Annotated in this window: 23 protein-coding genes; 9 read left to right on the top strand and 14 right to left on the bottom strand. The window is 61.0% G+C overall.

What is annotated here, in order from left to right; translation table 11 throughout:
* Positions 1-57: 57 nt before the first annotated feature.
* Together gluQRS and dksA are read right to left on the bottom strand one after the other, a co-directional pair.
* The gene (gene gluQRS, locus JL474_RS19400; RefSeq protein ID WP_203143483.1) at positions 58-942 is read right to left on the bottom strand and encodes a tRNA glutamyl-Q(34) synthetase GluQRS; all 885 of its coding nucleotides are present in this window, start codon (positions 940-942) and stop codon (positions 58-60) included.
* Positions 943-994: 52 nt separating this feature from the next.
* Positions 995-1,435 carry an RNA polymerase-binding protein DksA gene (gene dksA, locus JL474_RS19395; RefSeq protein ID WP_123636198.1) on the bottom strand — a complete coding sequence of 147 codons (441 nt, stop codon included), beginning with the start codon at positions 1,433-1,435 and terminating at the stop codon, positions 995-997.
* Positions 1,436-1,833: 398 nt separating this feature from the next.
* On the opposite strand from dksA, the gene sfsA reads away from it, so the two are divergent.
* A complete protein-coding gene (sfsA, locus tag JL474_RS19390; protein ID WP_203143481.1) occupies positions 1,834-2,544 on the top strand; it encodes a DNA/RNA nuclease SfsA in 711 nt (236 codons plus the stop codon).
* 3 nt (positions 2,545-2,547) lie between these two features.
* Here sfsA and JL474_RS19385 read toward each other — a convergent pair whose 3' ends face one another.
* Genes JL474_RS19385 through JL474_RS19375 form a run of 3 tightly spaced genes read right to left on the bottom strand, consistent with a single transcriptional unit; the run spans position 2,548 to position 4,860 of the window.
* Complete coding sequence (locus tag JL474_RS19385) at positions 2,548-2,877, bottom strand: Rieske (2Fe-2S) protein (protein WP_203143478.1); 330 nt, start codon at positions 2,875-2,877, stop codon at positions 2,548-2,550.
* A gap of 17 nt (positions 2,878-2,894) precedes the next feature.
* Complete coding sequence (locus JL474_RS19380; protein WP_123636195.1) at positions 2,895-3,248, bottom strand: pentapeptide repeat-containing protein; 354 nt, start codon at positions 3,246-3,248, stop codon at positions 2,895-2,897.
* A gap of 52 nt (positions 3,249-3,300) precedes the next feature.
* Positions 3,301-4,860, bottom strand: coding sequence for a bifunctional aminoglycoside phosphotransferase/ATP-binding protein (locus tag JL474_RS19375; protein WP_203143475.1), 1,560 nt, complete (start codon positions 4,858-4,860; stop codon positions 3,301-3,303).
* Between the two features lie 200 nt (positions 4,861-5,060).
* Here JL474_RS19375 and mrcB point away from each other — a divergent pair, with 200 nt between their 5' ends.
* The 3 genes from mrcB to JL474_RS19360 are packed head-to-tail and all read left to right on the top strand — an operon-like array spanning position 5,061 to position 8,895.
* Positions 5,061-7,406 (top strand): penicillin-binding protein 1B, encoded by a 2,346-nt coding sequence (gene mrcB / locus JL474_RS19370; RefSeq protein WP_236012393.1) that lies wholly within the window; start codon positions 5,061-5,063, stop codon positions 7,404-7,406.
* Complete coding sequence (locus JL474_RS19365; RefSeq protein WP_203143753.1) at positions 7,406-7,960, top strand: tetratricopeptide repeat protein; 555 nt, start codon at positions 7,406-7,408, stop codon at positions 7,958-7,960. Before mrcB ends, JL474_RS19365 begins: the two co-directional genes overlap by 1 nt.
* 35 nt (positions 7,961-7,995) lie before the next feature.
* Positions 7,996-8,895 (top strand): DUF4382 domain-containing protein, encoded by a 900-nt coding sequence (locus JL474_RS19360; RefSeq protein WP_203143471.1) that lies wholly within the window; start codon positions 7,996-7,998, stop codon positions 8,893-8,895.
* 12 nt (positions 8,896-8,907) lie between these two features.
* Here JL474_RS19360 and JL474_RS19355 read toward each other — a convergent pair whose 3' ends face one another.
* The 7 genes from JL474_RS19355 to JL474_RS19325 all read right to left on the bottom strand — a co-directional run bounded on the left by JL474_RS19355 (position 8,908) and on the right by JL474_RS19325 (position 16,279).
* Positions 8,908-9,831: a DUF4382 domain-containing protein gene (locus tag JL474_RS19355; RefSeq protein ID WP_203143469.1), complete on the bottom strand. Its 924-nt coding sequence runs from the start codon at positions 9,829-9,831 to the stop codon at positions 8,908-8,910.
* 240 nt (positions 9,832-10,071) lie between these two features.
* Entirely contained in the window at positions 10,072-10,992 is a 921-nt protein-coding gene (locus JL474_RS19350) for a lipase family alpha/beta hydrolase (protein ID WP_203143467.1), read from the bottom strand.
* Positions 10,993-11,327: 335 nt separating this feature from the next.
* On the bottom strand, positions 11,328-12,608 hold the full coding sequence (gene hemL, locus JL474_RS19345) for a glutamate-1-semialdehyde 2,1-aminomutase (protein WP_203143465.1): 1,281 nt from the start codon (positions 12,606-12,608) through the stop codon (positions 11,328-11,330).
* On the bottom strand, positions 12,608-13,261 hold the full coding sequence (thiE, locus tag JL474_RS19340; protein WP_203143463.1) for a thiamine phosphate synthase: 654 nt from the start codon (positions 13,259-13,261) through the stop codon (positions 12,608-12,610). Before thiE ends, hemL begins: the two co-directional genes overlap by 1 nt.
* The gene (gene thiD / locus JL474_RS19335; RefSeq protein ID WP_203143462.1) at positions 13,258-14,043 is read right to left on the bottom strand and encodes a bifunctional hydroxymethylpyrimidine kinase/phosphomethylpyrimidine kinase; all 786 of its coding nucleotides are present in this window, start codon (positions 14,041-14,043) and stop codon (positions 13,258-13,260) included. Before thiD ends, thiE begins: the two co-directional genes overlap by 4 nt.
* Positions 14,044-14,068: 25 nt before the next feature.
* Positions 14,069-14,491: a protoporphyrinogen oxidase HemJ gene (gene hemJ, locus JL474_RS19330; protein WP_123636186.1), complete on the bottom strand. Its 423-nt coding sequence runs from the start codon at positions 14,489-14,491 to the stop codon at positions 14,069-14,071.
* Positions 14,492-14,497: 6 nt separating this feature from the next.
* Entirely contained in the window at positions 14,498-16,279 is a 1,782-nt protein-coding gene (locus JL474_RS19325) for a chloride channel protein (RefSeq protein ID WP_203143459.1), read from the bottom strand.
* Between the two features lie 229 nt (positions 16,280-16,508).
* Between JL474_RS19325 and argC the strand changes: the two genes are divergently transcribed.
* From argC to erpA, 4 genes are all read left to right on the top strand, one after another.
* Positions 16,509-17,546, top strand: coding sequence for an N-acetyl-gamma-glutamyl-phosphate reductase (gene argC / locus JL474_RS19320; protein WP_203143458.1), 1,038 nt, complete (start codon positions 16,509-16,511; stop codon positions 17,544-17,546).
* A gap of 13 nt (positions 17,547-17,559) precedes the next feature.
* Positions 17,560-18,300, top strand: a complete 741-nt coding sequence (locus JL474_RS19315; protein WP_123636183.1) for a DUF6776 family protein — start codon at positions 17,560-17,562, stop codon at positions 18,298-18,300.
* 3 nt (positions 18,301-18,303) lie between these two features.
* Positions 18,304-18,774: a bactofilin family protein gene (locus tag JL474_RS19310; RefSeq protein ID WP_203143457.1), complete on the top strand. Its 471-nt coding sequence runs from the start codon at positions 18,304-18,306 to the stop codon at positions 18,772-18,774.
* Between the two features lie 67 nt (positions 18,775-18,841).
* A complete protein-coding gene (erpA, locus tag JL474_RS19305; protein ID WP_203143456.1) occupies positions 18,842-19,195 on the top strand; it encodes an iron-sulfur cluster insertion protein ErpA in 354 nt (117 codons plus the stop codon).
* 55 nt (positions 19,196-19,250) lie between these two features.
* Here erpA and JL474_RS19300 read toward each other — a convergent pair whose 3' ends face one another.
* Positions 19,251-20,354, bottom strand: coding sequence for an anhydro-N-acetylmuramic acid kinase (locus JL474_RS19300; RefSeq protein ID WP_203143455.1), 1,104 nt, complete (start codon positions 20,352-20,354; stop codon positions 19,251-19,253).
* Positions 20,355-20,358: 4 nt separating this feature from the next.
* The gene (locus JL474_RS19295) at positions 20,359-21,774 is read right to left on the bottom strand and encodes an OapA family protein (protein ID WP_203143454.1); all 1,416 of its coding nucleotides are present in this window, start codon (positions 21,772-21,774) and stop codon (positions 20,359-20,361) included.
* 301 nt (positions 21,775-22,075) lie between these two features.
* Between JL474_RS19295 and tyrS the strand changes: the two genes are divergently transcribed.
* On the top strand, positions 22,076-23,278 hold the full coding sequence (gene tyrS / locus JL474_RS19290; protein WP_123636178.1) for a tyrosine--tRNA ligase: 1,203 nt from the start codon (positions 22,076-22,078) through the stop codon (positions 23,276-23,278).
* The last annotated feature ends 647 nt before the right edge of the window (positions 23,279-23,925 follow it).

Below are 23,925 nucleotides of genomic sequence, written 5' to 3'. Positions count from 1 at the left end.
GCAATTGTTCCCTGCGGTTACCGAGTGTCGCGTTATACCACGCAACCCCTTGTATTGTCAGGCCGGAGCAGGTGCCAGCCCGGATTGCAATGGCAAACGTTCCGCCGACCAGTGGGGCTGCGCCCATTCCAGTATAGCGTCGGGGCTGGCTCCGAGCAGTGTCGCCGGTGGCTCCTGCCCCAACGCCTGCAGGGCGTGCCAGAGGTTGGCGCCGGGCTGGTCGTCGTCGAGTGCCGGTGCGTGGGTCTGTTTGCTCAGCTTCTGCCCGCTGGCGTTGAGGATGACCGGAATGTGCAGGAAATCGGGCGCGGTGGCACCCAGCCAGTCGAACAGTTTCAGTTGCGCGGCGGTGGTCTCCAGCAGGTCCGAGCCGCGCACGATGTCGGTGATGCCCTGGTCAATATCGTCCACTACCACGGCCAACTGGTAGGCGTAGAACCCTTCCTTGCGTTGCAGCACCGGATCATCACGTTCGGCGCGCAGCACCTGGGCTTGCGGGCCCAGCAATCGATCGCGCCAACTCAGGGTACAGTCGTCAAGCTTCAGACGTACGGCGTGAGGGCCGTCGGGCATGGCTTTGCGGTTGCGGCAGTCGTCCGGGTGATGGCCGTTATGCGCGCTCAGTTGTTTGCGGGAGCAGGCGCAGCCATAGGCCCGGTCGTCGTCGAGTAGCTGCTGGATGGCGGCCGCGTAGGCTTCATGACGTTCCGACTGGAAGCGCACGCTTTCGTCCCAGTGCAGCCCATGACACTCGAGACTGTGCAGGATCTGGCCGGCGGCTTCGGGTGGTTCACGCAGGGGATCCAGGTCCTCAATGCGGACCAGCCAGGTGCCGGAATGGGTGCGTGCTTCGAGATAGCTGGCCAGCCCGGTCACCAGGGAGCCAAAATGCAGCGGTCCGGTTGGGGATGGGGCAAAACGCCCCCGGTAGACTGAGGTCATGAATCAGCGGAGCGCCGGGCGTCTGGCGCCCGGCGTCCTGGTGTTGGCTGGATCAGATTCCGGTCTGGCGCTCGCGGATTTCCGCCAGCGTCTTGCAGTCGATGCAGAGCGTCGCCGTCGGACGAGCTTCCAGCCGGCGAGTACCGATTTCCACGCCGCACTGGTCGCAGAAGCCGTAGTCGTCCTTGTCGATGCGATCAATGGTCTGGTCGATCTTCTTGATCAGCTTGCGTTCCCGATCGCGGGTGCGCAGCTCCAGACTGAATTCCTCTTCCTGAGTGGCCCGGTCGCTGGGATCGGCGTAGTTGGCCGCATCTTCCTGCATGTGATGCATGGTGCGGTCAACTTCTTCCATCAGTTCCTGCTTCCATTGAAGCAGCAGCTGGCGGAAGTGCTCCAGCATGTCTTCACTCATGTACTCCTCGCCTTTCTTCATTTCGTAAGGCGTGAAGTTGGTGAACCGTTCGCGGGCTTTTTCTTCAATATTCGGCATAGAAACCAGCCTCTTTTCAATACTCCAAGGAGGCTCCGACCTTCGTTGGTCCGGAGGCCCGACCTTTAGGGCATGGCGGCTGCCGTGGGCAGTCACCCCAGATTCCTGTCACCCGTCCCGGCCTGTTTGCCTGAGTACCAGCGTAGCATTTTTTGTCGGGTGCCTTCGCCCCTTCCCTCAGACTGGATGCGGGACTCAATGAATCTGCGGAAAATAGCAGATTCACCTGAGTCGCGCTAGTCCTGCACGTCAAGGCTGCGCAACCTGTCCGCCGGAGGCGGAATCGGTATGATAGGGCGCTGATTTTCAAAGGTTCATCGTGGTGTGGGAAGGATCGGCTCTCGCCCGGATGACTCGTTCGTGTTTGCTGAAGCCCAATTTGACTGTTGGAGAGAATCATGGAGTTTCCTGCGCCGTTGATCGAAGGGCGGCTGATCAAGCGTTACAAGCGATTCCTGGCGGATGTAACGCTGGACGATGGGCGGGTGGTGACGGCCCATTGCCCCAATACCGGCTCCATGCTGGGCTGCAAGGCGCCGGACAGCCGGGTCTGGCTGACTCACAGCGAGGATCCTAAGCGCAAGCTCAAATACACCTGGGAGCTGGTGGAGGTCGCACCGGAAACGTTGGCGCTGATCAACACGTCCCGCCCCAATCACCAGGTCCGTGCCGCCATCGAGGCGGGCCGGATCGACGCGCTGGCGGGCTATTCAAAGCTGCGCAGCGAAGTCCGTTACGGCAGTGAAAAGAGTCGTATCGACTTGCACCTGTCCGGCCACCCCGACCAACCCGATGCCTGGGTGGAGGTGAAAAACGTGACGCTCGGCGAGGGCGGGCGGGGGTATTTTCCGGACGCGGTGACCACCCGGGGCCAGAAACACCTCCGGGAGCTCATGGCGCAGGCCGCCGCCGGCGACCGTGCGGTGCTGTTCTTCTGCGTCAACCATACCGGGGTGGAGAGCGTCGCGCCGGCCGATCATATCGACCCGGAATACGGTCGGCTGCTGCGCGAAGCGGCGCAGAACGGAGTGGAAATCCTGGCCTGGCGGGCCAATCTGAGCCCGACGTCATTGGCGCTGGAAACACCGCTGCCGGTGGTGCTGGATTGAACGTCAGCCGACGTGGATCAACAGCATCCCGTCCTGCCGTTCGACGGTGAGCGGGGTCAGGTTGTCACCGGCGCAGGGGCCGGTAATGCAGTGGCCGTCATCGACGGTGAACAGCGCGTGGTGATTGACACACTGGATGAAGCAGCGGTCCGCGTCCATGAACTGGTCCGGCAGCCAGTTCAGCGCAATGCCCAGGTGAGGGCACACATTATGGTAGGCGTAGACCTGTCCGCGATGGCGGACCACAAAGCCACCGAAGGTCGTGTCGGGCAGATCGAACTGGCGGCATTCGTTCTCCGCCAGGTCATCGGTGAGCGTGATGGTCGCCGGCATGATGCTGGGTCGTTGGATTACTTGGTCATGTTGTAGCGCATGCGGGTGCCATGATTCAGCGACATCACGATCTCGTCCGCATGCAGCTCAATGGGAAACAGGCAGCCCGAGATCTTGGCGCCGGCAATGCTGGCGCCTTCCAGGTTGGCCCGGCTGAAGTCGATGCCTCGCAGGTCGGCACCGCGAAAATAGGCGTGACTCAGGTCGAGGCCCGCCACGTCGATGCCCCTGAGGTCCAGGCCACGAAAGTCCCCGTGGGAGAAGCTGGGGTAGGTGTCGAGGCCGCCCTTGGCCTCGTTGAACGCCTGGATGTTCTCATTGCGCAGGGTCTGGTAAAGCGGGTGATCGAGTACGCGTACCGTGTCTTCCATGGATCCGACTCCTGTCTCATGGGCTTGTCATCAGTGTAGTGGCGTCCGCCGGTCACGCGAGCGAGAAATGGCTCCGGATGCGGTCGGCCAGACTCTCCGCAACCCGGTCCTCTTCCGTGTGCACGTGGACGGTGTGCGCTTTTTCGTCTTCCGCGATCGGCTCCAGCCAGGTGAGCTGCTTGTCGAGCAGCGCCTCGGTGGCTTCGGAGGCATCGTCATTGCGGGCGCGGATCCACTTGCGACGCAGGGCTTCCGGCGCCTGGCAATCGATCAGGGCGAACGGCATACCGAGCTCCGCCGCCAGATCGTCGAACCGCGCCCGCTCGGCGTGCTTGAGGCAGGCCGCATCGATGATCACGGGGTAGCCCGAGAGCAGTATGTTCTGCGCCAGGGCGGCCAGGCGATCGTAGGTTTTCTGGTTGGATTCGGCGCTGTATATATCCGCACCAATACCTGAGCGGCTGTTGTCCAGGGGGCTCAGTCCGTGCAGGCGCTTGCGTTCCACGTCAGAGCGCAGACGGATCAGTCCCAACTCCCGTGCCAGGGCACCACTGACCACCGTCTTGCCGCTGCCGGAGAGGCCGGTTGTGGCCAGCAGGTACGGGTTCGGGCAGGTGCCGTAACTGTCGGCCAGATGCGCGTAGCTGCGGAACGTATCCAGTAATCCGGCCTTGTCCGCTTCGCTCAGCCCCTCGTTGCCCCGGGTGAGCAGGGCGATCTTGGCCCGAACCATGGCCCGGTAAGCCTTGTATAGTGGCAACAGTGGCAGGGCCTCGTAATCACCGCTGTATTCCAGGTAGGTGTTCAGGACGTCCATGGCGAGACCGTTTTCACCACGGGATTCCAGGTCCATCAGCAGGAAGGCGACGTCATTGATCACATCGATCCAGCGGAAGGGCTCGTTGAACTCGATGCAATCGAAGACGGTGACGTCACCGTCGTAGTAGGTGATGTTGGACAAGTGCAGGTCGCCATGACACTCCCGCACGAACCCGTCGCTGCGGCGCTGGGCGATCTTGTCTTCCAGGCGGTTGAAGGTGGTGCGGGTCCAGGCTTCCAGCTCATCCACCTGCTTGAGCAGGTCAGCATCGTCCAGCAGAGGGCGGACCTGGTCGAAATTCTCCTGCATGGCCGCGTAGACCGCTTCCGGCGTGCCCAGTGGCTTGTCGTCCGGTACCCGTGGCAGATCCCGGTGAAACTCGGCCGTCTGGCGCGCCAGATCCTTCATCGCCTTGCTGGTCAGGTTGCCTTTTTCCTGTATCGCGTCGAGTAGGTTGGCCTGGTCGAATTGACGCATGCGGATCGCGTACTCGAACGGTTCGCCGTCGCCGCCCAGGGTTGGGTTTTCCGCACTGCCGGTAATGGGGACCACGGCCTCATACAGATCCGGCGCCAATCGACGGTTAAGGCGGATCTCTTCCTCGCAGAAATGCTTGCGGCGATCCAGGGATGAAAAATCGAGGAAGCCGAAATCCATCGGCTTCTTGATCTTGTAGGCGTAGGGACCGGTGAGGATGACCCAGGAAATGTGGGTTTCCAGGACCTTGAAGTCGTCCACCGGGTGGTCATAGCGGGCGGGGTCCTGGAGGGCACTGATCAGGTCATTGCTCACGGGTCTCTCCTTTGCATCGGGGTCTGCATTGACGTGTCGCGACCTATGATAGCGTTCCAGTCCCCAAATGACAGTGGGCGATTCACAGAAAGGCGCGGCGACGGGAGGGCGGAGCGCCTCTGACCCGCTCCGGCCTTCCGTGTATTACAGTTTCACAACCTGTGGGCTTCCCGTGAGGCGGTCTGGTTATAATGCGCGCCATGGCCAAATCATCCCCGAAAAACCGCGGTCGCGGTAACAGTAAGAAAAAACAACGTAAGTCCCCGGCAAAGCAGGGTTTTCGAACCCGTTTCTGGCGTGTTTTCTGGCGCCTGGGACTGGTCGGTCTCGTGGTATTGGCGGGCTGGACGGTGTACCTGGACGCGGTCGTGACCTCGAAGTTCGAGGGCCGGCGCTGGGAAATTCCCTCGCGGGTCTATGCCCGTCCGCTGGAACTCTACGATGGCGCCGCCGTGACCACGGTGGGCCTGAGCAACGAGCTCTCGCAACTGGGGTATACGCCGGTCCGCTCGGCCCGGGAGCCCGGCACCTACAGTCGCAACGGACGCACCTTCGAGATCTACACCCGTGCCTTCCGGTTCTCGGATGGCGAGGAGCCGGCCCGACGGCTGCGTTTCAGTGTCAGCGGCGATCGTGTCCAGCAGTTCCGGGTGACTGCTGGCCCGGATTCGCCGGTGGTGCGCCTGGAGCCCATACAGATCGGTGGGATCTATCCCGCCCACAAGGAAGACCGGATCCTGATCAAGCTATCCGACGCCCCGGACTCTTTCGTGCCCGCCCTATTGGCGACCGAAGACCGGGATTTCTATCAGCACTGGGGCATCGCGCCGCTCTCCATTGCCCGGGCCATGTGGGCGAACGTGCGCGCCGGGCACGTGGTGCAGGGCGGCAGTACGTTGACCCAACAGCTGGTCAAGAACCTCTACCTCAGCCGCGAGCAGACGCTGGTGCGCAAGGGCAACGAGGCCATTATGGCCATGCTGCTGGAACTGCACTACGACAAGCCGGAAATCCTGCAGACCTATCTCAACGAGGTGTACCTGGGACAGGCCGGTGCCCGCTCCATCAACGGCTTCGGTCTGGCCAGTCAGTTCTATTTCGGGGAATCCTTCAGTCATCTGGATCTGCACGAGGTCGCTTTGCTGGTGGCGATTATTAAGGGCCCCAGCTACTACGATCCCCGGCGCCATCCGCAGCGGGCGCTGAAGCGTCGCAATCTGGTTCTGGATTTGTTGGCCCAGACCGGCAAGGTGCCGGCCGACAAGATCGCCAAGGCCAAACAGCGCGGACTGGATGTGGTCAACAAGCCGTCTTATAGCAACGCTCGGTATCCCGCCTATCTGGATCTGGTGCGTCGTCACCTGGCCCGGGAATATAAGGACGAGGACCTGAAGAGTGCCGGTCTGCGCATCTTCACCACGCTGAATCCCGAGATCCAGCGCATCACCGAGCAGTCCGTGCGCAAGACGCTGGACCGCCTCGATGGCGGCGGCAAGGACAAGACGCTGGAATCCGCCGCGGTGGTCACCTCGCGGGACAGTGGCGAGGTGCTTGCGCTGGTGGGCGGTCGGGAACCCAAGTTTGCCGGTTTCAACCGGGCCGTCGACGCGCGTCGGCCGATTGGCTCGCTGATCAAGCCGTTCATCTATTTGACGGCACTGAGCCATCCCGACAAGTACACGTTGATCACGCCGATCAAGGACGAACCCTTCACGCTGGTATTCGACGACGGTCGTCGCTGGTCGCCGGAGAATTACGAGCATGAGTCCCACGGCATGGTGCCGCTGCACCGGGCGCTGGCAAAGTCCTATAACCTGGCGACGGTCCGGGTGGGGCTGGACGTCGGCATCGACGAAGTGATCGATAACCTGCACAAGCTGGGGCTCAACGAGCCGGTCCAGAGTTACCCGTCGATGCTGCTCGGGGCGATCAACCTGTCGCCGGTCGAGGTGGCATCGATGTATCAGGGGCTGGCCACCTCCGGCTTTAATACGCCGCTGCGCACCATTCGCGAGGTGATGACGTCAGACGGCAAGATCCTGTCCCGTTACGGGCTCGAAGTCGATCAGGTGGTCGACCCGGCCGCGGTCCATCTGGTGCAGTACGCGATGCAGGAAGTCATGCGCGAGGGCACCGGTCGCTCCGCCTACCGTTACCTGTCCTCCGATCTGGGGCTGGCGGGCAAGACCGGCACCACCAATGACGGTCGCGACAGCTGGTTCGCCGGCTTCAGCGGCGACCTGGTCACGGTCGCCTGGGTCGGTCGGGATGACAACGGCCCGACCAGCCTGACCGGTGCCACCGGCGCCCTGCCGGTGTGGGCCAATATCATGTCCCGGATTCCCCAGTATGGGTTCTCGCCCGTCGTGCCGACTGATGTAAAGTATGAGTGGGTGGACGGTCAGCAACAGGCACTGACCAGTGAATCCTGTGACAACGCGCGGTTCGTGCCCTTTATCGTTGGCAGCGAACCCAAAGACACGGTCAATTGCTCCGGCGACCTGACGCGTCGGGTCCGGAGCTGGTTTGAAGGACTCTTTGAATGATGCATAAACGACTGCTTCCCGGTTTGTGCCTGGGTATGACCTTGCTGGCCGGTTGCGCCAGTGGACCGGGTGGTTCCATCTACGTGCCGGCTGGACAGTCCCAGGACAACGCGCCACCGCCGCCCACCGCTAACGAGCCGGAAGCGGCGCCGCGCGCCTCGGAACAGCCGCAGGAAAGCCCGGAGTCCAAAGCGTCGAAGCCGGCGCCGAGCTACCAGGACGAGAGCGAAGCCATCTCACCGGCGGCAGCCAGCCTGGTCCAGAAAGCCGATGTGATGCTGGCGGAGGGCGATACCCGGGCGGCCATCAGTCAGCTCGAACGGGCGCAACGGATCTCGCCGCGCTCCAGCAAGGTCTATTTCAAGCTGGCGTACGCCTACAAAGCAGAAAACCAGTTGGGCAAGGCCGAACAGTTTGCCTTGAAGGGATTATCGCTGGCGGGATCGGATACCGGGCTCCAACGCACGGGCTGGCACATGCTGGCGGACATCCGCCGGGCCTCCGGCAACGTGGCCGGTGCCGAACAGGCTGAAGCGCGGGCCGCCGCACTGTAAGCAGACCGCCGAGCCCAGGGATTCAGGAGGGTGTGATGCAGAAACGGACGTGTTGCGGTGTGGTGATGGTGGCTGCCCTGGCGGGGCTGGGTGGTTGTGAATGGGAATTTGGTACGGTCGGCTCCGATGAGGACGGCTCCCTGACCCTGAAGCTGGCCGATGCGCCGGTGGATGATCTGGCGGAAGTCGTCATTACGGTCACGGGCGTCGAGCTCAAACCCTCAGACGACGACAGCATCACCATTAATTTTGATGACCCGCAGCCGATCGATCTGCTCGACCTGCAGAATGGCGATGTCGAAACGCTACTGGATGATGAAGGCGTGCCGGCCGCCAGCTATGAGTGGGTGCGTCTGATCCTGAGCCAGCAAAGCAGCGATCAATACGTCACCGGCGATGACGGTGGCACTTATGGACTGGTGATCCCGTCCGGCGACCAGTCCGGCCTCAAGGTCAATGCCGGTTTCAGCGTGGGGGATAATAAGTCGGTGTCCATGACGCTGGATTTCGACGTCCGCAAATCCGTCGTGGCGCCAACGCTCAACCCGTCCACCTATTTCCTCAAGCCGGTCCTGCGGCTGGTCAAGGACGACAACGTCGGTTCCATTTCCGGAACCGTCGACGAATCAACCATCCTCCAGACGCGCTGCGCCAGCGTCGGCGATTTTGCCGGGCTGGTGTATGTCTACGAAGGGGCGGACGTGGAGCCGGATGACCTGGGAGGTGCGACCGAACCGGTTGCGGCGGTCCCCGTCAACAACCGTGATAACCCGGGCGTCTATCGCTACAAGGCATCGCTGCTCAACGAAGGGGATTACACGGTCAGCTACAGTTGTGACAAGGACGATGTCGAGGCGGACGAGTCCCTGTCCTTCCTCGATCCGGTGAATGTGGAGGTCGAGGCCGGTGAGGATACCGACCTCGATCTGGAATGACGTTCGCTGTTATCAGGAACCGACGAAATTAACCGTTGTGGTTTCGCCAGCGGTGACACTGGTGTTTTGGGTGTCAATGAAGTTCAGGTCCTCATCGAGCGGTTCGCCGTTGTCATCGGTCAGTTCATCCATATCGCAGGTATAGCTCACGGTGTAGTCGCCTTCCGCGATGAATGAATTGGTGTAGGTGTAGGTCCCTGGCTCATTCACGTCTTCGTTCACTGGTACGACCACGAGAGGTTCGTTGGCACTACCCAAGTCGTCCGGTGTTACATCCGTCCCATTATAAACGTACACCGCGCCAGCATAGGTCTGGGAATCTGCGCATTCCGTCTGGATGATGGTTGAGCTGTCAACGGTGCCAGTCAGCGTACCTACTTCAATGTTGTCGATCAGACGCAGTGACGGCTTGAGGAAGTAGTCGGCGCTGTTGCCCACGGGCTCTACCAGCGACTTGCGAACATCAAAGTCGATTGTGAAGGCGGCATCACCCCCGGCCGGCACGGTAAAGCCGGTATTCAGCTTGAGCCCGGTCTGTGATCCGGAGGGCACTTCAAGGGTATAAATGGCGTCGCCAATCATAACGTTGAGATCATCCGGGTTATCGCTCAGCATCAGGCGAATCCAGTTGTACTCGCCTGCGGGAACCTCTTCGTCTTCAATCAAGCTGGCGACGTTACCGTTCTGAAGATCCAGTAGGTTGAGTGATTTGGGTTCGTCAAACTCGAACGTGATTTTGTCGCCGCCAGCCGGTTTGAGAACGACTCCTGTCACGGTGATGTTCACCTCGTCAACATTGTCGATGGGCGCATCTGCCATGCCGACGGAGACGGAACCCGTAGCGGCCGCATCATCGCCGTCACCCCCACCTCCGCAAGCGGCCAATGCCGCCGTCATGGCGGAGATCGCGAAACCCTGTACGAACTTCTTTTTCATTGGATTTCTCCCTCTCATCATTCGATGTTGTTGTGTGTCGCCAACGGCTGGCTATCTGTTGATTGGTTCGATATACCGGCCATTACGTCACTTTCCTATTTGTAACGCATGCGACATTACGGGAGTTCCTTCCCCAAAATTACGATCGTTTAACAGGATTGGGTACGCTTGAAATAAGAGGAGGGATTCGCTGGGACGGGAAAGGCCGGCAGCCGCCCGGAGGCTGTCGGCCCGCGGGGATCAGAGGCCCGCGTTCTTCAGGCGGTTGGCCTGTTGCCGATAGACCGTCTTGGGATCGGTCTCGAACAGGCTGTGCAGACCCAAAGCCTGATTCACTTCGTCCAGGTGATTCATGAAGTAGTTGTCGCGGATCACCTTGCCGAAATGGTTGCTGCAGCGTCCGACCAGACCGTCGTTGGCGGTCGTCCCGAACGCCGCGGCGGTGACCAGCAGCAGGGCATCGGAGGGATCCAGCGCATTGGTCAGATGACCGGTGCCACCCCAGGAATAGAAACGCATGCCGTTGGCGCTGTATGCGCCCTCGCCACAAGCCGACGTAGGAATGCCGGCTGGTGCGAAGGCGTTGAACTCGGCGCTGCCCTCGGTGGACAGGGACGCCACGCTGGCACTGAAGTCCTGGTTATAGCCGCCTCCGGACAGCAGGTCGATCAGTCCGCCCAAGGCATTGGCCAGTCCGGCTACCGGGCCTTCAACCGGCGAACCGGCAATCAGGTCTGCGACCGCAGAGCCCTTGTGAGGCGAACCGACCGTGGTCACGGAAGCCACCAGGTCCGGACGCACGCGGGCCACATAGCGCGCGGTGGGCCCGCCGTGGCTGTGGCCGATCAGGTTCACCTTGCCGTAGACCGCCGCAATGGCTTCGATCTGCGGCAGCAGGGCCTCGCCGCGTTCGACGGAGGTATCCAGGGCAGGTACCTGGGTCAGGAACACCTTGGCGCCGTTGTCGCGCAGATCTTCAGGAATACCGTACCAGTAGTCGTAGCCGGCGATATCATCAAAACCGAACATGCCGTGGACCAGTACGATGGGGTAGCGTGTTTTTGCGTAGTCAGAGGGCGTGGAGTCCCACCACCAGGCCGCAGCCGGCATGGACCACACCAGCACGCCCGTCAGGGCGAGCAGCTTGAGCCAGTGTTTCATTGTTGTCGTTCCTACCGTGTTTGTTGTTGTCTTGGTGTCGGGGTTGGTCCAGCTCCGGGCGAGCGGGACGACCCAGCCAAACGGCGGCCTCTGTCAGTGGGCGAACGATCGGTAGCGGCTTGAAGTGCCGCCTGCGTACCTCTGATCGCCTTGTTGTTGTGATCTGACAGACGGTCGCAGACTGCTTTGACGGACAATCCCAGTATTCAGCAAAGGTGGGCAGATTACTTGAGCCGGACAGGCCCTGGAGGTGGGGATGTGATGTGGGTCGCTTAACTGGCCCGGTGTGACAAGGATGGCCGGTGAGACCGGCCATCCTGCGGTGTCCCTGCGATTTACAGAGTATCCATCACTTTGCGGGCGGCGGCGAGGGTGTGTTCAATGTCCTCGTCACTCATCGCCGCACTGGTAAAGCCGGCTTCGAAGGCCGAGGGCGCCAGGTAGACGCCTTCCTTGAGCATGCAGTTGAAGAAACGACCGAATCGCTCCGCATCGCAGCGCATGACATCTTCGAAGGTATTCACCTGATTCTGGTCGGTGAAGAAGAAACCGAACATCGCTCCGGCACTCTGCACGACGAGCGGCACGCCGGCCGCATTGGCCGCACGCTTGAAGCCGTCCCGGAGGGTGTTGGTTTTCTCGGTCAGGCGGTCGTGGAAACCGGGTTCGGAGATGGCTTCCAGCGTGGTCAGGCCCGCGCGCATCGCCAGCGGGTTGCCGGACAGGGTGCCCGCCTGGTAAACCGGGCCCAGCGGTGAAATGTGCGACATGATCTCACGCTTGCCGCCGAACGCGCCCACCGGCAGGCCGCCGCCGATGACCTTGCCCAGGGCCGTCAGGTCCGGGGTGACGCCATAGCGTTCCTGGGCGCCGCCCAGGGAGACGCGGAAGCCGGTCATCACCTCGTCGAAAATCAGCACGCTGCCGTACTGGTCGCAGACGTTGCGCAGTCCTTCGAGGAAACCCGGCACCGGCGGGATGCAGTTCATATTGCCGGCGACCGGCTCAACGATAACGGCCGCAATCTCGTCGCCCATTTCGGCGAACACCTTGCGCACGCTCTCGATGTCATTGAACGGCACCGTCAAGGTGTGCTCGGCGAGGCTGGCGGGAATGCCCGGGGAGTTGGGCACGCCCAGCGTCAGTGCACCAGAGCCGGCCTTGACCAGCAGGGAATCCACATGGCCGTGGTAACAACCTTCAAACTTCACGATCTTGTCGCGACCGGTGTAGCCCCGGGCCAGGCGAATGGTGCTCATGGTGGCTTCGGTGCCGGAGTTGACCATGCGCACCAGGTCGATGGACGGCACCAATTCGCAGATTTTCTTGGCCATGGCGGTTTCGATCGCCGTCGGCGCGCCGTAGCCCACGCCCACGTCGATCTGAGCGTGCAGCGCATCGATCACCCGCTGGTCGCGGTGGCCGAGAATCATCGGCCCCCAGGAGCCGATGTAATCGATGTAGCGATTGTCGTCCTCGTCATAGAGGTACGCGCCTTTGGCGGTCTTGATGAAGATGGGGGTGCCGCCAACGCCCTTGAACGCCCGCACCGGCGAGTTCACGCCGCCGGGGATGTACTGCTGGGCGTTTTTGAAAAGGGTTTCGGACTGGGTCATCAGGAGGGCTCCTGTTCGGTGGTCTTGGCAAAAAGGTCGGTAAAGGCACGGGCGCGCGTTTCGATGTCATCGGTGCCAAACAGGCCGCCGATGACGGCCAGCAGGTCCGCGCCTTTGGCAATCAATAGAGGGGCATTTTCCAGGCTGATGCCGCCGATGGCACTCAGGGGAAGTCCCAACGACTGCGCCTGTTGCAGAATGTCCGGTGTTGCTGCCGGCGCACCTGGCTTGGTCATGGATGGAAAAAAACGGCCAAAGGCCAGGTAATCGGCCCCGGCTTCGCGGGCTGCCTGAGCCAGTTCGAGGCTGGCGTGGCAGGTCTTGCCGAGAATGGCGTCCGGGCCCAGCAGGGCGCGGGCCTCGGCGATGTTGCCGTCTTCCTGGCCCAGATGCGCGCCGGCTGCGCCCACGCGCCTTGCTAGGGCCGCATCGTCATTAATGAGCAGGGGAATCTGGTGGTTGGTGCAGACACTGACCAGATCCCGCGCCCGTGCCAGGCGCTCTGTTTCCGTTGCCTGTTTGTCTCGGTACTGGACCAGCACCGCACCGCCTCGGATGGCTGCTTCGACGGCCGGTATCAGCTGGTCGCCCGGTAGCAAATCGGGATCGGTGATGGCATAGAGTCCGGGTCGTAGCGATTCCTCGACGCTCATGAAGACACCACCGCGACGCTGCGATCCGGCACCGGCTGGCCCTTGCCCACGGTCAGGGCCTGGTCGATGGCCCGGGCGACGAGGTACTGGGAGCGTTCAATGGCGCCTTCCAGCGGCAGGCCTTTGGCGCGACCGGCCGCGATGCCGGCAGCCAGTGTGCAGCCGGAACCGTGATATTCACCGCCCAGCCGGTCGATATGCCATTCCTTGGTGTCCGTACCGGCCCGGAATAGCCGGTTGATGATCTGCGGGCCGGTGCCGTGGCCGCCGGTCGCGAGGACCGCGGGGCAACCGGCGTCCAGTAATCGTCTGGCGGCAGCTTCGGTGTCGTCATCCTCGCCCAGTTGGGCCAGTTCGATGCCGTTCGGTGTGATGACGTCGGCGAGTTGGAACAGGCGAGCGGTCATGGCCTGAATCAGTTCATCGTCGGCCAGGTCACCGCCGCCGGCGGCCTTGATGACGGGATCGACCACCAGGGGAATCCCAGTGCGGTCCCGCATGAAATCCACCAGTACGTCGACGATGGCCGCGCTGCCGAGCGCCCCGGTTTTCACCGCGTGGATGGGAACGTCCTTCGCCAGGCATTCCAGCTGCTGGCGGACCAGGGCCGGATCGATCGCCTCGGCGCCGTGGACGTTGCACGTGTCCTGGACGGTCAGGCAACTGATGACCGGCAGCGGGTGGCAGCCGAGTGCAGTCACCGCCTGGATGTCGGCCTGGATGCCGGCACCGCCGGACGGATCGAGACCCGAGAGAATGAGGACGTGGGGGCGTTGATGCATAGCGTGACCTGAATGTTTCAGTGAATCAGAACGGCTTGACGGTGACCAGGATCACCACGGCGACCAGAACCAGCACCGGCAGTTCATTGAACCAGCGATAAAACACGTGGCTCCGCTGGTTGGCATCGTCCCGGAAAACCTTGACCAGGTGGCCGCAGTAAACGTGATAGACGACCAGCAGCGCCACGAGCGCCAGTTTCGCATGCAGCCAGCCCTGGCTTAAATAGGCCGAAGGGCTGTAGCTGATCAGCCACAGGCCGAGCACAATCGTCGCAATCATCGACGGGGTGCCGATGCCCCGGTACAGCTTGCGTTCCATGATCTTGAAACGCTCGCGACCTGCCTCGTCCTCGCAGCTGGCGTGGTAGACGAACAGTCGGGGCAAATAAAAAATAGCGGCGAACCAGCACACCACCGCAATGATGTGGAAGGCTTTAACCCAAAGCATGGAGGCTTATTCCTTACGGTATTGGTAGTAGTGTTCGATTTCCGATTTCAGTACGACACCGATGATCCGCTGAATCATGGGGGCCACATGGCGCTGCACGTAGAGCGCTTCTGCCCGACTGTCGTTGAACTGGGCCATGGCTTCCTCAAGGGTTGCCTGATAGGGAATCGGCGCCAGGTCCCGGCGGTTGGCCGGAATTTCCATCAGGTCGATCTCGGGATTTTTCTCGGGATCCTCCGGGTCCGGCTCCAGCTTCTCGGCATGATCCTCCAGATAGCGCGCGAGGTCCACCGACGGCAGCAAGGCGGTGGGCCCATTCTGGCCATCGACGATCAGCCAGCGGGGTTCGGTCTTGAGGATTTCCTTGGCGATCTCCGGACCGATACGGCGCTGCACCCGCCGGAGACTGCGCTCCATGATGGCGCCCACAGAGACCCGACGCAGTGCCTGGATCACCGGCGAGTTCTGGTAGCTCAATCCCTGGCTCTTAAGCACCGACAGGAAGATCGAACGTTGACCGAACACTTCGCTGGCCACCAGGCTGGAGACGGTCACGATCAGCATGCCCGGCAGGATGATGTTGGGGTTGCGAGTCAACTCAATCAACGCCATGAGCGCGGCCAACGGCGCCTGCAGGACGGATCCCATCATCGCGCCCATCCCCAGCATGGCGTAGAACCCGGTACTGGAGGCGATGTCCGGCGCCACGGCGGCCCCCACCAGGCCCATCGCGCCGCCCAGCGTGGCACCGATGAAAATCGTCGGGCCGATCAGCCCGCTGGGCATGCCGAGGCCGATCGTAATGGCGGTGATCACCAGCTTGGTCAGCGCGATGGCGAGCAGCAGCAGAAGCGGGATCTGGTCGTGGATGGTCTCACTGACGGTGTCATAGCCGATGCCCATGATTTCCGGCACCAGGATGGCCACCGGCACCATCAGCAGGCCGGCGGCCGCCATGCGCAACAGGATCGGCTTGTCATTGAAGCGGGTGGACAGAACGAGGAGGCGGACAAATCCCGCCGAGGCCACGCCGATGACCACGGCGATCACCAGGATCCAGGGGATTTCCAGCAGGGAGTTCATGGTCAGTGGCGGCACGGTAAACGCCGGTGCCGAGCCGTAAACGGCCTGGGTCACCACCCCGGCACTGACCGAAGCGAGGATCACCGGGGTAAATCCGGCGATGGTGTATTCCATCATCACCACTTCCATAGCGAAGATGACGCCGGCGATCGGCGTATTGAACGACGCGGAGATGGCCCCCGCACAGCCACAGGCCACCAGGGTACGGATGCTGTTGTTGGGCAGCTTCATCCACTGACCCAGCAGGCTGGAGAAAGCCGCCCCAAGATGCACCGCCGGGCCTTCCCGGCCGGATGACTGGCCGGTAACCACGGTGCCCACGCCGAAAATGAACTGCACGATGGCACTGCGCAGGGAAATGTAACCCTGGTGGTAGTTCAGGCGTTCCATGACGTAGGTGACGCCGACCTTGCGATCGGAAATGACCAGCCGGTGCATCAACAGGCCCAGCAGCAGGGCGCCGCACAGTGGCAGCAAGCCCCGAACGACCCAGTCCAGACTCTCGAACGATTCGTTGTGCCCGCCCGGCAGGAATTCCGAAAGCGGCCACTCGATGGCCAGACGAAACAGCAGGATCACCAGGCCTGTGATAATCCCGGAGATCAGCCCGAGGATGGACAGCTGGGGCAAAGCATCCACGCCCGACAAGCGTCTCCGGAAAAGGGGGATCAGCTCGTCAACAATGCGTTGCCTCAGTCTGCTCATGCGTAGGAATGCCTTTTGTAGGGGCGTCCCGGCTGCCAGCGAGGCCTTCCTGTTCTGGTTGTGGGGCGGCTGACGGACTCCGGGGCCGTGTGTATGTCAAACGTAACAATGACTTATTCTATTGTAATTGGCGCTACACAGCGTGCCAAAAGCCTGATCAATATCATGTTAGACTGTCCGCCGATTCAAGACGGTCGCCCTGCAACCGGGCAGCGAGGAGGACAGAGCATTGATCAAGGTAGGTATTGTCGGCGGAACCGGGTACACCGGGGTGGAACTGCTGCGGATTCTGGCAACCCATCCGGACGTGGAAGTGGCCATGATCACCTCGCGATCCGAGGCAGGCCAGCCCGTTGCCGATATGTACCCGAACCTGCGCGGCTACTTTGATCTGACTTTCACCGAGCCGGACGAAGCCGCCCTGGCTCAATGCGACCTGGTGTTCTTTGCCACGCCTCACGGTGTGGCCATGCGCATGGTGCCCGGTTTGATCGCTGCTGGCACGCGGGTCGTCGACCTGTCCGCGGACTTCCGGATCCGGGACCTGGACGTCTGGGCCAAGTGGTACGGCATGCCCCATGAGTCGGCCGACTGGGCCGAAAAAGCCGTCTACGGTCTGCCGGAGGTATTCCGGGAGCAGATTCGCGAGGCCCAGCTGGTGGCCAATCCCGGCTGTTATCCCACCGCGGTCCAGCTGGGTTTCCTGCCGCTGCTGGAGAACGGTCTGGTGAATCCCGCTCACCTGGTGGCGGACGCCAAGTCCGGCGCCAGCGGTGCCGGTCGTCAGGGCAAGATCGGCATGCTGCATGGCGAGATTGGCGAGAGCTTCAAGGCCTATGGCGCCTCCGGCCACCGCCACCTGCCGGAAATCCGTCAGGGGCTGGAGCTGGCCGCCGGTGGCACCGTTGGCGTGACCTTCGTGCCGCATCTGCTGCCGATGATCCGTGGCATCGAAGCCACCCTGTATGCGGAAGTGCGGGATCCGGTGTCCTTTGACACCCTGCAGGGTCTGTTCGAGAAGCGCTACGAAAACGAGCCGTTTGTCGACGTCATGCCGTTCGGTGCCCATCCCGAAACACGCAGTGTGCGCGGTGCCAACCACTGCCGGATGGCCCTGCACCGTCAGGAGGACAGCCCGGTGATCATCGTGTCCTCGGTGATTGATAATCTGGTCAAGGGCGCGGCCGGCCAGGCAGTCCAGAACATGAACATCATGTTCGGTCTCGAAGAAACCGCGGGGCTGGCAGCGCCGGCCCTGTTGCCGTAACGGAGGCCGATCGTTGGCTTCCGATCGCAAGAAACAGGGTGAGTACATTGTTGTCCGCTATCAGCCGGGGCAGCGGTATAAGCGATGGTTGATTCTGCTGGTCGTCAGTTTGATTTTCGCGGGTGTGGGCTATCTTGCCGGTATGGCACAAGGTGGTTTCCGGTTTACGACGGAGGCCGAACCCGGGCCGGATCTGAGCGGTGAGCTCTCGGCCATGCGCACGCAGCAAACGGACCTGCAGCAGCAGATGATCAACCTGGAGCGTGGTCGCAAGATTGATCAGCAAGCTCTGTCCCAGGCGCGGCATACGATCTCGCGACTGGAAGACCGGCTGAGTTCCGTCAAGGCGGATCTGACGTTCTACAAGAACATCATGGCGCCGTCGGAATCCGACAACGGGCTGACGATCCAGCGACTGGAGCTGGAGCAGCGCCCCGGTGACCGGGCGGTTCGTTTCAAGCTGGTATTGACGCAGGTGGGTGACAATCGCAGCTATATTGCCGGCAACGTGGCGGTGAACGTCATCGGTGAGCAGGACGGCAAACGGCAGGTGGTGGCGCTACGCGACCTGTCGAAAGATATCGAAGACCTGGGGATCCGGTTTCGATACCGGTATTTCCAGGATATTGAGGGTGTTATGACGCTGCCCGATGGCTTCGAGCCGCTGGAAGTGCAAGTGGTGGCGAAAGCGGAAGGGCGCAAGGCGACCCAGAGTGAACGAACGTTTGAATGGCAATCGGTGATGGAGAAATAAGGCATGCTCGGCAACAAGAAGCAGAAATCGCGTAAACCGACCACGGGGCATTTCGATACCCTGATTTCCAGCAAGACCGCGATTTCCGGCGATGTCGAATTCTCCGGCGGTCTGCATATCGACGGACGCGTCCGCGGTAAGGTGATGGCTGAGGAAGGCACCTCGGCCATCCTGCGTGTCTCCGAAATCGGCGCGGTGGAAGGCGATATCGTCGCTCCGCATGTGATCATCAACGGCACAGTACACGGCGATGTGTACGCTTCCGAGCACCTTGAACTGGCCCAGAAAGCCTCCATTAACGGAAATGTCTACTACAGCCTGATCCAGATGGCTATGGGTGCCGAAGTTAACGGCAACCTGGTCCACCAGAAGGAACCGGTCGGCCTGCTGCGCCAGTCGCGGGAGGCTCTGGAAGCCAATCCGGCGTCGCAGAATGAGGCGGATGCCGAATCCACGGAGGAGCGGTCTGAATAATTGACTGTTTTAGTCGGGAATTGGATAATCCATCGGTAGCTGCTTTTTTTTACCCAGGAGGCGACCCTTGAGTGCAGTTCAGGAACAGATAGCCACACCCATGTTTGTCAGCGACAACGCTGTGGCCAAAGTTCGGGAGCTGGTCGAGGAAGAGGAAAATCCCGATCTGAAGCTTCGCGTCTTTGTGACCGGCGGCGGTTGCTCCGGCTTCCAGTATGGCTTTTCCTTTGACGAAGCCCAGGAAGAGGACGACACCATCATCGAAAAGGATGGCGTCACGCTGCTGGTCGACCCCATGAGTTACCAGTACCTGATCGGTGCGACGATTGACTATCAGGAAGGGTTGCAGGGAGCGCAGTTCATGGTCCAGAACCCGAATGCCACGACGACCTGCGGCTGTGGATCGTCGTTTTCGATCTAGGATCGGTTGGGTTTCGCTGTAAAGGCCTGCTTTTGGAAGCAGGCCTTTTTGCGTTCTAGCCCTGGTAAATGGCCCCCAGGATTCTCTCGCCACGCGCACCGGTCACGGCCGGCAGGTTGCCGGTTTGCTGATCCAGAGTGCGCTTGGCCAGCCAGGCAAACGCTACCCCTTCCACCCATTGCGGATCCAGGCCCAGTGCGGCCGTCGTCTTGATGGTGGCGTCTGGCAGGACGATCTCCAGGCGCTCCATCAGGAACCGGTTGCGGGCGCCACCGCCACAAATATACAACGTGATACCAGAAGATTTGGGGAGCTGCATGGCGAGTGAGCGGGCCGTCAGTTCCACAAGCGTGCACTGTACGTCGTTGGCGGGGATGTCCGGATGGCGTGCAATGACGGTCTCAATCCAGGACAGGTTGAAGCGTTCCTTGCCGGTGCTCTTGGGGGCCGGGCGCCGGAAATAGGCGTCGCTGAGCATGTCGGTAAGCAATGTCTGGTTGATTTCACCGGTTTGCGCCCAGTGGCCGTTGTCGTCATAGGGGCGCCCGGTCTGCTTGAGACACCAGGCGTCGATCAGTGCATTGCCCGGTCCGGTGTCGAAGCCCAGCGCCTGGTCTGGTTCGGCGTGTGGCAGCCAGGTGATGTTGGCTATGCCACCAATGTTGACGATGCAGCGGTTTGTCTGGTCATTCCCAAAAAAAGCGCGATGGAAGGCCGGGACCAGAGGTGCACCCTGACCGCCGGCTGCCAGATCGCGCCGACGGAAGTCGGCGACGGTCGTGATGCCCGTGGCTTCCGCGATGAGGTTGGGGTCGCCAATCTGTGTAGTGAAGGGGTGCTTGCCCGACGGCTGATGCCGGATCGTTTGGCCATGGCTGCCGATGGCGACGATCGATGCCCGGGGCCAGTCCGCGGCCTCGATCACACCACTCGCTGCCTCGCCGAAAAGCGCACCGAGTTCATGGTCCAATTCGCCGACCTCATCCGGCGTCGCCTGGTTTTGGCAGGCGCGGGTCAAGCGCTGGCGGAGCGTGTCGGTATACGGCAGTGAGTAGGTGCCGTGGATGTCCACGCGATCACCGGGAAATGACGCCAACACCGCATCGATACCGTCCATGCTGGTTCCGGACATGAGCCCGATGTAGGCCGGTTCGGTCATCGATTCACTCACTCTCCGGGCCCAGGGCAATCTGTCGTTCGCCGCGAGCCTCGTTGAGCGCGGTCAGCAGTGTTTGGGTCTTCGCCTGGAAGCGCGCCATTTCCGCTTTCGGCACAGGACTGGCATCCGGCAGTTTGACGGAGCGGGAATTGCGCGGAACGCCGTTAATCCGGAATTCGTAATGCAGATGCGGTCCGGTGGCCAGGCCGGACGAACCCAGGTAGCCGATGGTCTGCCCCTGCTTGACGCGGACACCGCTGCGCATGCCTTTGGCAATGGCGCGCATGTGGGCGTACAGCGTGGAGATATTGTCGCCATGCTGGATCACGACGGCGCGCCCGTACCCGCCTTTCCAGCCGGCGGAGACGACGCGACCATTGCCAGCGGCCTTGATGGGCGTTCCCGGCGGCGCTGCGTAATCTGTGCCTTCGTGAGGGCGGACGACGCCCAGCACCGGATGACGGCGCTGCAGGTTGAATGGCGACGAGACGCGGGCATTGATCGGCGTGCGCAGGATGGCTTTGCGCAGGCTGTGGCCATCGGGGGTGTAGTAGTCGGTGTCGCCGTTCTCGTCGGTGTAGCGCAGGGCAATGGTCTCTTTGCCGCGATTGATGAACTTGGCGGCCAGGATGTTGCCGGTGTCGATCTTCTCGTCGTCCAGGTAAAGGTCCTGGTAGAGCACTTCAAACTTGTCGCCCTTCCGGATGTCGTAGACGAAATCGATATCCCAGCCGAAGATGCCAGCCATCTCCATGGTCAGCCGGTCGTCCAGGCCCGCGTCGCGAGCCGACAGGTAGAGCGAATCGTCAATCACGCCGTGCCGATAAACCGGGCGGGGTTCCGGCTCGCGCGTGACGATCTGTCCGGCGAAGCCTTCATCCTGACGTTCGATGTGCAGGGACTCCAGGCGATTGCGGGTCAACTCGACCTGCTGCAACTCGCCGCTGTCATCGGTGGCAAAAGCGATGGATTCGCCGGCGTACAAGCGCTCCAATTTATCCGCGTCACCCTCTCCGTGGATCACCGAGAACATCAGGGAGCTGTTGAATCCGGCTTTCTTGAAGAGCGTAGTCAGAGAGTCGCCACTTTTAATAGTGAAGTGCTGCCAGTCCAGCTCCGGTTCAGCCGGCGTCACAGGGGCAGACGCCGTCTCTTGCGCTGGCTGGTCGGCTTTGGCAATCTCTTCCGGCTTGTCCGATGGGCGCTGTGCCTCCGGTTGCGACGACGCCACCACCGAGTCGGACACGGGCGCCGTCTCGGGTTGTGCTTTCTCTTCAGGTTTGGAAGCGGCCTGGTCGAGAGATACCGATGTACGGCCGGCTTCCGCGGGATCGCCTGGGCTCAACACAAAAGCGAGGCCGACAACGGCGCTGAGCGTGCCCGCAGCGATCAGGTGTTTTTTGGGGAATGTCTTGAGCACGTTGAAACCTGTTTTCCCTGACGCAACTGGATGTTGTGCCAAATAGTTAAAGTTAGTCCGAAGTATAGTGCATGCCAAACGGCTGGCAACAGCCCTTGCAAACGGCTTTAGCCGTACAAATCCCGGCCGGCGAAACCGGGGCGTCCTTGATATAATGCGGCGCCCGTGCTGGCCAAAACGCTGGATTCTAGTATGAGCTGGCCAAAAACTGAACAGTGAGAACTGTATCAAGTCAGCAGGTAACGCTCTGCAGTGTTGTGTTGAGCTTTGTTAAAACCGACTGGTAATAGAGGAAGGATGAATGACCGCAATCGATGATGCCCTGGCGCTGATCAAGCGAGGCGTTGATGATCTTCTGCCGGAAGACGAGCTGATCGAAAAGCTGAAGTCTGGCCGTCGTCTGCGTATCAAGGCGGGTTTTGATCCCACGGCGCCGGATCTCCACCTCGGTCATACCGTCCTGATTAACAAGCTGCGCCACTTCCAGGATCTGGGGCATGAAGTGATTTTCCTGATCGGGGACTTCACCGGCATGATCGGAGATCCGACCGGCAAGAGCGCTACGCGGCCGCCGCTGACACCGGAGCAGGTATCTCGGAATGCGCAGACCTATAAAGAGCAGGTCTTCAAGATCCTCGATCCGGAGAAGACGACGGTTGCGTTCAACTCGGACTGGATGAACAAGATGTCCGCTGCGGACATGATTCAGTTGGCAGGTCAGAGCACGGTGGCGCGGATGCTGGAGCGGGATGACTTCTCCAAGCGCTATGAGGGTAATCAGCCGATCGCCATTCACGAGTTCCTGTACCCGCTGGTACAGGGCTATGACTCCGTGGCCCTGAAGGCGGATGTAGAACTGGGGGGTACGGACCAGCGTTTTAACCTGGGGATGGGGCGCACGATTCAGAGCCGTTACGATCAGGAACCACAGGTCATTCTGACGATGCCGATCCTCGAAGGCCTGGATGGTGTGCAGAAGATGTCCAAGTCGCTTGGCAATTACGTTGGCGTCAACGACTCGCCGGGTGAAATGTTTACCAAATTGCTGTCGATCCCGGACAGTCTGATGTGGCGTTATTTTGAATTGCTGAGCTTCCGCCCTTTGGCCGAAGTGGAAGAGTTCCGCAAAGCTGTTGAAGGTGGTGCGAACCCGCAGGACTACAAGCGGGTATTGGCCGAAGAGATTATCGCCCGCTTCCATGATGAAGAAGCCGCAAAAAATGCGCATAAGTCGGCGGGTAACCAGGTCGCGCTGGGGGAGATTCCGGAAAATGTGCCGGAGGTCTCTGTGTCTCTGGGTGATCGCGACAGCATCCATATTGTGTCGCTGCTCAAAGAAGCGGGGCTGGCCCAGAACGGCAAGGCGGCCAAAGATGTCTTCGGTCGGGGTGCTGTTTACATCAATGGCGAGCAGTTGAAAGATGATCGCATGTTTGCCCGGGGGGAGGATGTCGTCATCCAGGCGGGCAAGAAGAAGATTGCCCGGGTTGTAATTGTCGATTGAATACCTTTACAGGTAGAGGCATTCAGCCGTCGGCGATGGCTGATGAGTAAGAAGATGGGCGGCTAATCCGTCTTGTTGGTATAGAAGAGGTCATTCCTGCATCGGGAATGGCCTTTTTTATGGTCGTATTGAGTTGAGAAGAGGTCGCCCTCATCTTGTGAGAGGTAGGACGGAGCGACGAATAGCGGTGTCGCCCCAGGCACTGGTTGTTTGTTGATCGGATTCGAGGGTAGTCTGGTCGTCTTCTGAACAGTTCATTTCGGAAAACCGAGACTTTGGATAAAAAGCTTTAAAAAGGGCTTTACAGGTCCGCTGGGGGCTGTAGAATGCGCATCTCTTTCGAGGGGCACGCCACTGAGGCAGGGCCGGAATCGAAAGGCAACCGATTGTTTTGATTAAGAATTTCGAGTTTCAGATTTCTTCAAAACAACGGTTGACAGGGTGGCAAAGCAGTGTAGAATGCGCGCCACCTTGAACGGGTCAACCGGCACGACTCGGCGGTTTTCGGAAGCATCGAAAGCGCTGGAAAATAACGGTTGACAAGGTTGAGCGAAGCGGTAGAATACGCGGCCTCAACAGGGCAACAGCCCGGCTCTTTAAAAAATTGACCAAGTAATTCGTGTGGGCGCTGACTGAGGTATTTCGGC

It is taken from the genome of Marinobacter mangrovi, assembly GCF_016798325.1.
GTDB lineage: Bacteria > Pseudomonadota > Gammaproteobacteria > Pseudomonadales > Oleiphilaceae > Marinobacter_A > Marinobacter_A mangrovi.
Note: the sequence above shows the minus strand (reverse complement) of the source record. Positions and strands in the feature narration are given on the sequence as shown.